The organism is Algoriphagus sp. SE2 (genome assembly GCF_039563885.1).
Classification (GTDB): domain Bacteria; phylum Bacteroidota; class Bacteroidia; order Cytophagales; family Cyclobacteriaceae; genus Algoriphagus.
Window position 1 is genome coordinate 16,085 of sequence record NZ_JBCLWJ010000024.1, and the last position, 13,982, is coordinate 30,066.

At 38.6% G+C, this 13,982-nt stretch carries 8 protein-coding genes; 4 read left to right on the forward strand and 4 right to left on the reverse strand.

From position 1 onward, the window contains the following. Positions 1-2: 2 nt before the first annotated feature. The 3 genes from AAGF08_RS19015 to AAGF08_RS19025 all read left to right on the forward strand — a co-directional run bounded on the left by AAGF08_RS19015 (position 3) and on the right by AAGF08_RS19025 (position 7,619). Positions 3-3,050, forward strand: a complete 3,048-nt coding sequence (locus AAGF08_RS19015) for an efflux RND transporter permease subunit (protein ID WP_343512984.1) — start codon at positions 3-5, stop codon at positions 3,048-3,050. Next, on the forward strand, positions 3,047-6,259 hold the full coding sequence (locus tag AAGF08_RS19020; RefSeq protein ID WP_343512985.1) for an efflux RND transporter permease subunit: 3,213 nt from the start codon (positions 3,047-3,049) through the stop codon (positions 6,257-6,259). Before AAGF08_RS19015 ends, AAGF08_RS19020 begins: the two co-directional genes overlap by 4 nt. 172 nt (positions 6,260-6,431) lie before the next feature. Continuing rightward, positions 6,432-7,619 (forward strand): hypothetical protein, encoded by a 1,188-nt coding sequence (locus AAGF08_RS19025; protein ID WP_343512986.1) that lies wholly within the window; start codon positions 6,432-6,434, stop codon positions 7,617-7,619. 2 nt (positions 7,620-7,621) lie between these two features. Here the strand turns inward: AAGF08_RS19025 and AAGF08_RS19030 are convergent, their stop codons facing one another. Continuing rightward, positions 7,622-8,317 (reverse strand): outer membrane beta-barrel protein, encoded by a 696-nt coding sequence (locus tag AAGF08_RS19030; RefSeq protein WP_343512987.1) that lies wholly within the window; start codon positions 8,315-8,317, stop codon positions 7,622-7,624. A gap of 246 nt (positions 8,318-8,563) precedes the next feature. Between AAGF08_RS19030 and AAGF08_RS19035 the strand changes: the two genes are divergently transcribed. Then, entirely contained in the window at positions 8,564-9,622 is a 1,059-nt protein-coding gene (locus tag AAGF08_RS19035) for a cellulase family glycosylhydrolase (RefSeq protein ID WP_343512988.1), read from the forward strand. A gap of 70 nt (positions 9,623-9,692) precedes the next feature. Here the strand turns inward: AAGF08_RS19035 and AAGF08_RS19040 are convergent, their stop codons facing one another. From AAGF08_RS19040 to AAGF08_RS19050, 3 genes are all read right to left on the reverse strand, one after another. Then, positions 9,693-9,992, reverse strand: coding sequence for a hypothetical protein (locus tag AAGF08_RS19040; RefSeq protein WP_343512990.1), 300 nt, complete (start codon positions 9,990-9,992; stop codon positions 9,693-9,695). A 98-nt stretch (positions 9,993-10,090) separates the two neighbouring features. After that, a complete protein-coding gene (locus AAGF08_RS19045) occupies positions 10,091-11,458 on the reverse strand; it encodes a DUF5723 family protein (protein ID WP_343512991.1) in 1,368 nt (455 codons plus the stop codon). A gap of 40 nt (positions 11,459-11,498) precedes the next feature. After that, positions 11,499-13,508, reverse strand: a complete 2,010-nt coding sequence (locus AAGF08_RS19050) for a dehydrogenase E1 component subunit alpha/beta (protein WP_343512992.1) — start codon at positions 13,506-13,508, stop codon at positions 11,499-11,501. Between the last annotated feature and the right edge of the window lie 474 nt (positions 13,509-13,982).

Below are 13,982 nucleotides of genomic sequence, written 5' to 3' on the forward strand. Positions count from 1 at the left end.
TCATGGTTAGATTTTTATTAGCCAGACCGATAGCTGTATTTATGACTTTTATGGCATTGATCGTTTTTTCGGTCATAGCGCTAAGGCTGCTTCCCATTTCCTTATTACCACCCATCGATGTGCCTCAGATTGTGGTAAAAGTGAATTACCCAAATGCTTCCCCAGAGGCTATTGAACAAAATGTATTAAGACCTATCCGAGAGGGAATGGTGACCTTGAATGGTTTGGAGGAGATGGACTCCAAAGCTGGATCAGAAGTAGGTACCATTCGATTGACCTTCGATTACAGCACTAGAATGGAATTGGCATACATTGATGTCAATGAAAAAATAGACCGTTTAACCAATGGACTTCCCGAGGATTTGGATCGTCCAGAAGTAATTCGAATTAATACGTCAGACATTCCTGTAGCCCGTGTTCAGGTGATTCCAAAAGAAGGGATCGATGAAGTCGAAGTGAGCTTATTGGCAGAAAACGTTCTCAAAAAAAGAATTGAGCAATTACCTGGGGTTTCCTTGGTTGATATTAATGGTAAAAAGGAACGAATCATCACAGTCTCTCCAGACATGGATGTTCTAGCTGCATTAGGCCTTAGCCAGCAAAATGTGACTGATGCCATTAGTTCAGGAAATTCAGATTTGAGTGGAATTTCGGTCAAAGATGGTCAGTTCCGATATTATCTGAGATTAGCAACCCGAGTCAATTCACCTTCAGATATTGAGCAATTGCCTGTTAGGGCATCTTCTGGAGCTATCATTCCTATGGGCAAATTGGCAAAAGTCAATTATGAAACGAAAGAGATGTTGGGCTATCATCTTTTTGGAGAAAGGGAAGGTTTGGTGATTACCGTCCACAAACAGGCATCTGCAAAGATGAATGAATTAATGCCAGAGTTAAAGTCTGCTTTGGAATTATTTAAAACTGATTATCCCCAGGTAGATTTTGCACTGACACAGGACCAATCCAACTTATTGAATGCTGCTATTTCCAACTTGGAAACAAGTTTACTTTTTGGTGGAATGTTTGCCTTTGCTGTACTTTTTCTCTTTATGAAAGATTACAGATTGCCCTTAATTATTGGAGTTAGTTTACCTTCCTCTTTGATGATTAGTTTCTTAGTCTTCTACTTCTTTGACCTCTCCATCAATATTATTTCCCTTTCAGGACTAGCGTTAGGGATCGGGATGCTGATCGATAATGCAATTATTGTTTTAGATAACATAACAAGAAAAAGGGAAGCTGGATTAGAGACATTTGAAGCTTGCGTAGAAGGAGTCAATGAAGTGATGGGTGCATTGATCAGTTCGGTTTTAACCACTTTAGCTGTATTTATTCCATTGGTTTTTTTAAGCGGAATTTCTGGAGCTTTGTTTTTTGATCAGGCAGTAGCAGTGACAACCATCCTTTCTGTATCTCTCGGTGTAGCATTTATTTTACTTCCCATGTTATATCTTTTGCTTTTCCAAAAAAGCAAAAAGGATCTTGACAAGGAAGAAGGGCCTTTTTTCAAGAAAGTTTTAGCATTATATGAAGCTGGGTATAGCCGAATCAGTTCCAGCCGTAAGCTTGCATTTATTACCTTTGCCATTTTGATACCTCTTGGTTTAGGTATCAGTATGTTGCTGAAAACAGAAGGACTTCCGGAAATAGAAAAACTGGATGCTACCCTTGAAATCGACTGGAATGAACCGATCAGTGCATCTGAAAATAGAGATAGGATTACATCTTTGATGAGAGTACTGGGCGGAAATTACCTACAAGCAGAATCGGATATTGGGGTAAGACAATTCCTTTTGTTTGACGGAGACAATTCCATCCAACAAGCCTTAATTTATTTTTTATTTGCCTCTCAGGAAGCGAAGAGCAGCCAAACAGAAATTCTGAGAGATTACATTAAAGAAAATTTTCCCGAAGCCTCTTTTACTCTAGGCGATGCGCCTAATGCTTTCGATCAACTTTTTAATTCCAGCCTTCCTTATTACGAAGTAAGATGGAAAGATCTCACTGCGAAAGAGCCTGTAGATGAAGAAAAAATGGATCCTTGGTTGATTCAATTCCCCTCTCAAAACTGGGATCGAGGCCCGGGTTTACAAAAAGAGTCTTCTGTTGTTTTTACGTTGAGAGCAGATAAGCTTGCTGTATATCAAATTCCGGTTTCCGAAGTTCAGGATAAAATCGCCAAGCTTTTCGGTAGCTATACCATTACTGACATTAAGAGATTCGGAGAAATCACTCCAATCAAATTAAAAGAGTCAAATGCCAGATTTGAGGATTTGCTTAGAAGCACCAGAGTTGCTGCTTCCGATAGCGCATCCTACAACCTTGGGGAATTTATTGACTATGGATATGAGGATCATTATAAATATGTCACAGCAGATAAGGGAGGAATTTACCAATCGGTTTACTTGACAGAGGAGAATCCAGATGAGTTTCAGGGTGCTATTTTTAATTGGGGAATAGATAAAAATCTAAGTATTGAAGCGACAGGTCAATATTTCAAAGACAAGGAAAACCTACAACAATTGATTGGAATCTTGTTCATCTCTGTGCTGTTGCTTTATTTTATTTTGGCTGCTCAATTCGAAAGTTTTATCCAGCCACTTATAGTGGTGTTTACCTTGCCCCTTGGGATTGGAGGCGCATTTATAGCCCTATTTATTTTTGGAGCTTCGCTCAATGTAATGTCTGCAATAGGACTTGTAGTTATGCTTGGAATCATGGTAAATGATGCCATTTTGAAAATTGATACGATCAATCGTCTTCGAGTGAAATACGATTCAGAAGATTCAATCTCCTCAGAATTTGCTTTGGAAAAAGCACTTCATGAGGCTGGACAAATTAGGCTCAAGCCGATTTTAATGACCTCGATTACTACTATTCTTGCATTGATTCCCATTGTTTTCAGTAGTGGATTAGGAGCAGATTTACAGCGTCCATTGGTGTATGCTGTCATAGGTGGTTTGACAATTGGAACGGTTACGGCTGTATATTTTGTACCTCTTGCCTATTGGTTTTTTGTACCTAAAAAGAAAAAAACAGCGATCATATGACCCCATTTAGGATCATCATAGTCTTTGTATTGCTGTCTATCTTAGGCTTTGCTGTAGTGCCTTTACTTTCTGTGGACTTAGTACCAAGAGAGCGAGCCCCAGTTTTAACAGTGAGATTCAATGTTAGAAATGCTCCGCCTGAGATTGTAGAGAAACTGGCAACTTCCCCTTTGGAAGGAGCACTTTCAAGGTTATCTGAGCTCAAAAAGATCACCTCGGTTTCTAATTATAATGGAGGAAATATCCGACTGGATTTTGATAAAAAGGCTGATATGGAGATGAAGAAATTTGAGGTTTCTTCAATTATTCGTCAGGTTTATCCCCAGATGGATCCATTGGTTGGATACCCATTGGTTTACCAAAGTGGAGAAATCAGAAATGATGAAAAAACGCCTATTTTGACCTACAGCGTCAATGGCCCTTTTGCCTCTTTTGAGATTAAAAAAATAACGGAAGATGTACTGAAGCCAGCACTGACAAGGTTTGAAGATGTAGAGGAAGTTGAAGTCAGAGGAGCAAATGACCTGCAAGTCTACATTACTTTTGATATCCAAAAAATGCAGGCTTTTGGAATTACAGGAAATCGACTTAGAAGTTCCATTAATCAAGCTTTTGGAAGATCCTATCCAGGATCTGTAATGAATTCTAAGGGAGAGACCTTGTTTGTTCAGGTAGATCGCTCGCTCAAGGATTTGGATCAATTGGAAAACTTGAGAGTACATCAAATAGATGGAAAAGACGTTTATCTGAGAGATGTGGCCAGATTGACTTTGGAAGAATCGGAGCCACTTAGATATTATAGAATCAACGGGAATAATTCGGTAACCATATCTGTTACAAATCGGGAAGGTGTCAACAAAGTATTATTAGCCCAAAACCTAAAGAAATCTATTTCAGATGCACAGGCTTTATTACCACCTGGATTTGAAGTTCGATTAGAAGATGATGATACTGAATACCTTGAAAAAGAATTAGATAAAATATATAAAAGATCAGGTCTTTCGATCTTGATCTTGGTTGTATTTATTTTTTTGATCAACAGGGATTTAAAGTATTTATCCATTCTGTTTGTAGGGATTGTAGCAAACATCAGTCTGACGGCGATGATCCTATATTTTTTGAAAGTGGATATTCATTTATATACCATTGCTGGGTTGACAATAAGTTTCGGATTGATTGTAGACAATGCAATCATCATGATTGATCACTTGCATAAGCATAGAAATCGAAAGGTGTTTTTGGCCTTACTTGCGGCTTCTCTCACGACCATTTTAGCGCTAATGATTGTATTCTTCCTGCCAGAGGAGGATAGGAATAATTTGACAGAATTCTCGATTGCAGTTTCAGTGATGTTGGGGATTTCATTATTAGTTGCCCTGTTTTTTACTCCAGCTTTTTATCAGCTTTTATTTAAAGAGAGGGTTAATCAAGGTAGAGGGTTGACGATTTCAAAGCTACGTAAGAGAGTGAAGTACTTAAGGAATTATCAAGCTGGAATTGCTTGGACTGCCAAGTATCGTAAGACTTTTATTGTTGCTTTGATTTTGCTTTTTGGTACCCCCATCTTTTTTCTTCCTGCAAAATGGGATGATCATGAATGGTATAATAAGACAGTAGGAAATGCCTTTTATCAGGAGGAAATCCGTCCGTACGTAGACAAGGCTTTGGGTGGTGCCTTGAGGATGTTTGTGAGAGGGACTTACGAGAAGTCAAGTTACAGAGAACCAGAGAAAACAAGATTATTTGTTTCCGCCAGATTGCCTTTTGGAAATACGCTAGAGCAAATGGATTTAATTATGCGTGAATTTGAGGTCTATCTGAAGGGAATTGAGGGAATTGATAAGTTTGTGACTAGTGTACAATCAGGACAGCGTGCCAGCATTTCAATTACTTTTAAAGAAGCCTATGAAAACAGCGCACTTCCCTATCAGTTGAAGGGCAGACTTTCAGTAAAGTCTACGGATTGGAGTGGAGCACAATGGCAAATTTATGGAGTAGGGCAAGGCTTCTATACAGGTCCTGGAGGCGAGCAAATCCCTTCATTCACTGTTCAGATGAAGGGATATAATTTTGATGAACTTGAAAGACAGGCGAATGTGATGGCTGAAAAATTATTGGCTCATAAGCGGATCCAGGAAGTCAATACCAACGAACGCAGATATGGAGAGCAGAAAACAGAAGAGTTTGTGCTGCGACTGGATCAAAATCAAATTGCACTTGGAGGTACCAATCAATATGAAATCATCAATGCCTTGCAAGAATTATCCAAACCTCAAGGAGCCAATGGTCAGATCACATTAGAGGATAAAAATTACTTGCTAATGGTAAGGGAAAAAGAATCTCCTTCCTTTAGTCGATTTGATTTAGAGAATAATGGCTTAATCAGTGGGGAAGATAGGATTCTTAAAGTATCTGATTTTGGAACTTTGGTCAAAGAGTCAACGACAAGTGCTTTGAATAAGGAAGATCGGCAATATATACGAATTGTGTCTTTTGAATATATGGGTTCATATAAATTCGGGAATGAATATTTAGACGAAGTCTTGGAAGAAATGGAGCAGATAATGCCTATTGGCTACGAAGTTGAGAAGAGCAATAGGTTTTGGAGTTATGAGCGAGAACAAAGAAAATATAGCTTATTGGGTATATTGATCATTGGGATTTTTATGATCTGTTCAGTACTTTTTGAGAACCTGAAGCAGCCTATTTATATCATTGTGATCATCCCAATCAGTTTTATTGGCTTATTCTTAATCTTCTCTCTTTTCGATTTTTATTTTGACCAAGGGGGATATGCAGCTTTTGTGATGTTGGGAGGTTTAGCGGTGAATGCCGGGATATTCATCGTTAATGATCTGAATAACCGAAGTAATGGACTGTACAATCGAAATGTTTTGAAATCAGTTGCCGGAAAAGCTATCCCAATTTTGTTAACAGTTCTTTCTACTTGCTTTGGTTTAATTCCATTTATTATGGAAGGACAAAATGAGATCTTCTGGTTTTCTCTTGCAATAGGGACGATTGGAGGCTTGGTCTTCAGTATGCTTGGGGTTTTTTGGGTGCTGCCAGTGTTGTTGTGGAAAAAAAGTGAGAAACTTTTGGCTTTGGAAACAGGAGGGGATTTAACTCCTGACAACTCACAATCGAAAGTTATTGAGAAGCCCAAGCGCAATTTGTTTTTTTGGAAAAGGCGCAAAAATGAATTTTGAGAGTTTTAGATCAGCAAGATAAATTTTGCTCTAAGCTAAGGCGAATGATTAAATCATATCGATGAAATCCTCTTTCAACTTAAATAGAAAAGAAAGAAGGATAATTTTTCAAGACCTCTTGTCCTATAAACCGTACCTTTCCCGACTAACCATTATAACTCTACTTTTCGAGATGAAAGATTTATCCATTGTAATCTTTACCGTACTCTTAACGACTGCATTTTTTTCTTGCTCTGAGGAGAAAAAGGAAGAAAGTATTTCTAATCCCCAAGCCGAGATAAAATTTGAAGTGGTTGATTCCATTAAAGTAGATGTTCTAGAGCCCTTAGCAGTATTAGATTACTTGCCTTCTAAAGGTCTGTATTTGATGAAGGAACTTCGAAAAGGGAACATTTTCATAGTGAATGGAGAAGGTGAAATAATTGAAAATCAAGATATTGGCGGTGAAGGGCCTAACCAAATTCAGATGGTTTCCGAAGGCCGTTTTTTTGGTGATTCGGGTTATATTTTTAAAGAATTTTCCGCTACAATGGATTATAATTTATACGACTTGGATTTTCAAAAAACCAGGAAGTTTAAGGGTACTATGCAAGAAATGATGGCGATGTTTATCTTCAACAATCGGCAGACTTTTTCGGTATATGAGAATGGAGGAGATTATTTCTTATTCGGTGAGGAATTCAACTCTTTTTCCAAAGCGACTATAGACTATGATGAGATTGGGGCGGATTTTTACAATAAGGCCAACATGGGTTTTATCTATGACTTAGGGCAGGATTCTGTACAATTTGTGAATACCTACCCCAACGATTGGGCAGCAAAGAAAAATCAAACTTGGATGGGAGTGAGTTATCCTTATTTAGCATTTGACCCTTCATCAAAAATGGTAGCTTCCTTGCCGATTAGCGGGGATCACCTAGGGATCTATACCCTAAAAGGGAATGATCTAGTCTATGAAAAATCAGTTGAACTGACGCATCCTGAGCGAGAGGGATTTGAGGCAAAGGAAGATACTAACCCTATGGTATATCCTGGATTTTATGATGTAAAAATCTTTGGTGAGTACCTGCTAGTCCAATTTATTACTGCTATGCCAGAGGATATTTTCAATGGATTTAAGGCTCAGGGAGAAAACTATTGGCAAGATCCAGCTTTTGGAGAGGCTACGAAGACATATAGAAAGCGGAAATTTATAGTGGTAAAAGATGGGATTCAGATCGGTATCGTAAATGAGCTTCCTAGGATTGGGGATATATATTTCGGACTTCCTAATGGTACACTCATAGTCAAAGCTGCTGATGGAGAAGTGGAGCGGGATTATAATCTGTTTTATAAGATCAGATTAGTGGAGGAGAATTAAAATCACCTAAACGCATCATAGACCACAATCCCCACTGAAGCAGTAATCAACTGAAGCGGACTTTGCCTAGGACTGTACTCAAATTCTCCATTTCCTTTGTTAGGTAAATATTGGGTATCGCGTCTTGTTAAGAACCTTATTGAATTTCCATCTTGGTAATTTATCCTCAATTCCAGCTTCCCGCCGTCCAAGCTAGGAATAGGAATTTGGAGACCTCCTCCGATTTTATAGCCAAAGGACCAATCTTCCATATCCTTGCCTTCTTCCAATACATCCTCAAAAATCGAAGCCCGGATTTTAAATCTTGAATAGAGATAATTTGCTCCAACTTGCATCTCAATGAAAGGGGTAAGCTTGCTACTCATTGAAGGGAGGTATCGGAAAACAGCCATTCCTGACATATAATTGTTGTTTCGTCTGATTCTAAACTCATCCGAAAAACCAGGGTAAAGATCATTTCTCTCCTCAACCTTCGTCCCATAGATGCCATAGTTAAATTCCAATCCTACTTGAAAAGGCTGATTATAAAATTCATATAAAAGAATCCCAGAAATGGTTGGGAAAAATACTTTATCTACTTCTTGTTTCAATTTGGATACTGGAAATCCACCATTTAAGTGACCTCCGGCTAAAAAAAATTGAGCTTTTAGACTTGTGGTACTTATTACAAAAAGAAAGAGTAGGATGTACTTTCGCATAAGAATTCAATTAAATACTCATACGAAATAGATGGGTGAGTTTGTTTGGGAATTTTTATAAAAGAATAAAATATAAAGGTGGTATTGGCTCATATGATCTGAATGTCTTTAGTATCTTAACTTATTGAAATCTAAATCTAATCCATGAATAACTCAGATTCCCGGAGAGATTTTCTTTAAAAATCGACTTTTTTAGGTACCGGAATAACTTTAGCTGGAAGTACTGCAATTCCCGCTTTTGCAAATTTGGCTAAGCCGAAAAACAAATTGCCGGCATGGAAAGGCTTTAACCTTCTCGATTTTTTCTCTCATGATCCAAATGCCGGACGCCCGACTAAACCCGAATATATCCAGTGGATTGCGGATTGGGGTTTCGATTTTGTACGGATTCCTATGTCTTATCCTAGCTATCTTGACATAGATCGTTCACGTCCTATACGACCCGATGAGGTGCTAAATTTTGATGAAAGTCGATTGGAGAAAGTAGATGAACTCGTCGAGCGATGTTTATCTCAGGGCTTGCACGTAAGTTTGAATTTGCATCGAGCTCCAGGTTTTTGTATCAACGCAGGTTTTGTTGAACCCTATAATCTTTGGAAAGACCAGGAAGCTCTAGATGCATTCTGTGCACATTGGGAAATGTGGGCGAAACGATATAAAGGGATTTCCAGAAAGAAATTGAGTTTTGACTTGGTCAACGAACCTTTCCAGCGTGAAGATCCCAATGACCAACATAGCCTGGGAGGACCCGTGGATGTAGCAGATTATTATCGGGTGGCTGAGGCTACTTTGAATACGATAAAGTCAGTGAAAAAATCCCGTTTGGTGATTGCTGATGGAAATGGGGGAGGAGGAATGGCTGTACCCGAACTTGCAGATTTGAAACTTGCCCAAAGTTGTAGAGGGTATCATCCATTTCCGATTTCACATTACAAAGCAAGTTGGGTTTATAAAGATCCTTCAAGTGTTCCCCCTGTCACTTGGCCTTTGGCTCAAGCAGAGAAAGTATTGGATATCGAGGAAATCAGAAGGTATTATGCACCTTGGAAAGCTTTGGTAGATCGAGGTATCGGAGTACACTGCGGGGAATGTGGCTGTTACAATGAAACACCTCATGATGTTTTTCTCAGCTGGTTTGGGGATGTATTGACTGTTTTAAAGGAAAATGGAATTGGCTTTGGGATTTGGGAATTCTCAGGAGCATTTGGCGTGATAAATTCTGGTAGAAAAGATGTGGATTACGAAGGTTGGTATGGAGAAAAGCTGGATCGAAAGTTCTTGGAATTGCTTAGAGCTCAGATATAACCTTTAGATAAGCGGAATAAATTCTCTGTTCCTCATCATCCTGAAAATTAATACCTTAATTCGGTCCAAATTAAATTACGTCCGCCCATAGTGAAGAAATACTGCGACTGGAAATATTGCGACTGCCCACTGTTATGGAGGCTACCGATTTTTTATAAATAGGAACTTTAAGTCCTACAAAAACATCAGCATTTCCTGATTGATTAGAGATCAAATTTGTAAAAATAGATCCAGAGCCGATCATGAGAGGTCCTGCCCGAAGTCCAAATCCCCAAGAAATACTGGAATAATATTGCCTGATGCTGATAGGGCTGTAAACACTAATCCATCTTTTTTCAAACCGGGGTGTAATAGTGAAAGAATTAATCAAATGACTGACTTAATAACTCCAAGGGTGAATAAAATGATTTTTCATATAAAGGGAGTACTCTTTTTACGACCTTTTCGAAATAGATAGTTGCGGAAAAATCAGCTTTCCACCTTTTGACCCTTGCGGTAAATCGGAATTTGTAGCCCAAAATAAAGGTCTGTACTTCTCGACCTTTTTGACAGAATATTGGTTAAAATAGAGCCGGAACCAAGAATTACTGGGCCCATTCGAACTCCAACACCCCAGGAGAGTCCCTCTTCATATTGCCGGTAGCTAAGTGGTGAATACACTGCGATCCATCCCGATTCAAATCTTGGAGTAAGAGTGATATTATTAGTGATTTTACTCACAGGTATTTCCTCGTGATCTCTGAGACTTATGGAGGTATGAGCAGATATGTACATTTTATTGGTCAATGCCACATCTCCATAAACCTGCAAGGAAGTGGGCATTGCTAATGTTTGCTCACGAATATCTTTTGTTCCCTGGTAATTATCATCCAGCACCTCCTCCAAACTCTTCTCGTCAAATTCATCAAAAGATATTCTCGCATTCATATTGTAATCTTTTTCTGAGAAACCTTTATAATTAATACCTCCTAAGTCTAAAACAGAAATTCCTCCCCTAAATAGGTAGCCATCATTGTAAGCACGGTTTCGTTTATCTTTAATCTCAATGATTATTCCTAAATCCACCCCGAAACCGGAATTGAACGTTCCGAATTCAATTTCACCATTTTCAACGCTTTCAGTGAATCCATAATCTAATTGGCCCACTGTGGTTAAAGTGTCCGTGTTTTCTCGATAGATGGCCCCCAAGGTCCCACTAGAAACAGATATACCACCTGCTCCGAAAAGATATTTAAAGGTGGCAGCACCTTTTAGAAGTAATAATTTATTTTCCATTAGAACCCTCCCATAGGTTCCCCCAAGCTCACCCCATGCATGTGTAATACCATTTACATCTCTCATTAGAAGTTGAAATTCCTGCACTTCCTTCTCCTCATCATATATGGCTTCTAGCAATTCACCTCCGAAGTTATTCAGGGTAAAGAAGGTTCGAAACCTTGTGCTAAGGGCAATGCTGTGTTTATCACTCAAGTTGATTTGAAATGAAGGCCCTAGAATATCCGCATTGCCCACGAAATTATTATCTGGTTTAGCATTAATATCTCCAAGGCCTGAAACATCGTCAATAGATAAGATCTCAATGAATGAGTTGAGTTTAGAGATATCAGAGAGGTTGAGTCCTATATAGTCATTGCCTATATAGGAGCTAATAGTAAATACATTAAGTTCAGACTTGAGCCTGGGATTAATTACGTTAGCCGGATTCAGGGTGAGCCCTCGAATTCCGGCCCTGTTATCAATTTGTGCCCCCACAAAGGTCTGGGTAAATGACTTTTGAGCAAAACCCAAAAAAACTATTACCGAAAAAAGAGTCAGGTATTTCTTCAAATAGTTCATGCTGCAGGGTATTAAAGATTGGGTGTTTGGGTTTGATTTTCTAAAAATCATAAAGTTCTTTCAATTTATTCTTAAATCGATCAAAAGGCAAAAATTGCTTCTCTAAATTTCCAGCAAAAGGAACTGGAGTATCCAAACTTCCTTCTCGCATAACAGGTGCATCCAGGTACTCAAAGCAGTTCTCTGAAATCCAGGCACAAATTTCGGCGCCTATCCCTCCAGTTAGGCAATCTTCCTGAAGAAAGATTACCTTTCCAGTTTTTTTGACGGTTGCTGTTACAGCTTCCTTATCCCAAGGCAAAAGCATTCTTAGATCTAGAATGTCGGCAGAAATGCCCAGATCTTCCACGACTTTCTTTGCCCAATGTACTCCCATCCCATAGGTAATCACAGAAAGTTGATTCCCTTCTCGTGCCAAAGCTGCTTTTCCAATCTCTACAGTATAATAGTCATCGGGAATCTCAGCGCTGATGGAACGATACATTCCTTTGTGTTCGAAATATAAATAGGGGTTAGGGTCCTCAATCGCAGCATTCAATAAACCTTTGGCATCATAGGGGTTAGATGGGTATACGATTTTAAGGCCTGGTGTGTGAAAAAACCATGCTTCATTAGATTGGCTGTGAAAAGGTCCTGCACCCATTCCAGCTCCAGTTGGCATTCGAATAACCACATCAGCCTGTTGACCCCATCGGTAATGGATTTTTGCCAGGTTATTGACAATTTGATTAAACCCTACGGAAACAAAATCAGCAAACTGCATTTCTACCATCGCTTTAAAGCCTTGGATAGACAAGCCAAGGCCAGCTCCAATAATAGCACTCTCACAGAGTGGTGTATTTCTTACTCGTTCTGCACCAAATCGCTTTTTGAACCCATCTGTAATTTTAAAAACACCTCCATACTCACTAATATCCTGACCCATAAGGATGAGATTTGGAAACTTTTCCATGGATTGTTTTAGTGCATCTGAAATTGCATCAACTAATCGCTTTTCTGATTTGCTTCCGTTTTCAGATGGGGACATCACTTCTTGTGAAAATGGAGCATAAACATCCGCTAGCTCTGTTTCTAAAGTTGGAGTAATAGCTTCCTCGGCGAAGGCAACTTCCAGTCCATCATTTATAGCTTTTTTGACTTTTTTATTAATTCCTTCTTTCGTCTTTTCATCCAATACGCCGATTTCTTCCAGATAATGTTCATAATTTTCAACAGGATCTAATTTGCTCCAATCCTCCATCAGCTGTTTGGGGACGTACTTGGTTCCTGAAGCCTCTTCATGTCCTCGCATCCGAAAAGTGATGGCTTCCACTAAAACAGGTCTTGGGTTTTTACGGATATCTTCTGCTAATTCCAAAATGGTTTGATAGACCTCCAGTACATTGTTTCCTTGCAATTGAATTGCCTCCATACCGTAACCAGGCCCTTTATCAGTAAAGTGTTTGAAAGCAAACTGCTCCTCACTCGGAGTGGATAACCCATAGCCGTTATGTTCAATAACAAAAATCACAGGAAGTTTCCAAACTGCCGCAACGTTTAATCCTTCATGAAAATCTCCCTCTGAGCTTGCTCCATCTCCAGAGAATACGAGGGTTACTTCTTTTTTCTTGGAAAGTTTACTTGCCAATGCAATTCCATCTGCAATTGCTAGTTGGGGGCCTAAATGGGAAATCATTCCCACTACATGATGTTCAATACTTCCAAAATGGAAGGAACGGTCCCTTCCTTTAGTAAAGCCATTGAGTTTTCCTTGAAATTGGGAGAAAAGCCTTTCCAAAGGCATTCTTCTTCCTGTAAAAATCCCTAAATTCCGATGCATAGGAAGGATGAACTCCTCAGATTTCATCGCATTGACAACTCCAATAGAAATGGCTTCCTGTCCCCAACCGCTAAACCATTTAGAAATTTTCCCTTGACGCAGAAGAATCAACATTTTTTCTTCAATTCGCCTAGGCATTAGGAGGGATTCATAAAGCTCCAAAAGTTTCTTGTCCGAAAGATTTTTTCGATTGAAAACCAAAGGAGATTTATTTTTTGTAGCTGTTTCCATAGCAAAGGGATTTCGTATCTAAGGTACAGGAAGCTAAGAAATCGCCAAAAGAAATATTAGATAGAAAAGATAAAAAAAATGCCCCGAATTTAATCGGGGCTGAAAAATAAATGCAAGGAGTTAAAAAGTGTTTGCTGTATCTTTCAAAATTAGGAATAGGATTTCTATCACTACTAAATCCTACATTAAGGTTCTTTTATTAAAAAATTAAACTGATAATTTAGAGATAATATTTAGGTAGGACTTAATGAAATTTATTATAGTCATTTACTTAAAGATGGTGAAAATAGTTATCTATTTAGTTAAATTTTTGTTGGCTTGATTTAAAGAATTAACTTAATTCTATGAGACTTAAACCTATAATTTCTTTTTTCCTACTGTTGTCTATAGGACTGTCCAATTCTTTCGCTCAGATATCGAGAAAAACAAAAGTTGAAATACGAGAAAATCATTTTTTCATAAATGGTGAACCCA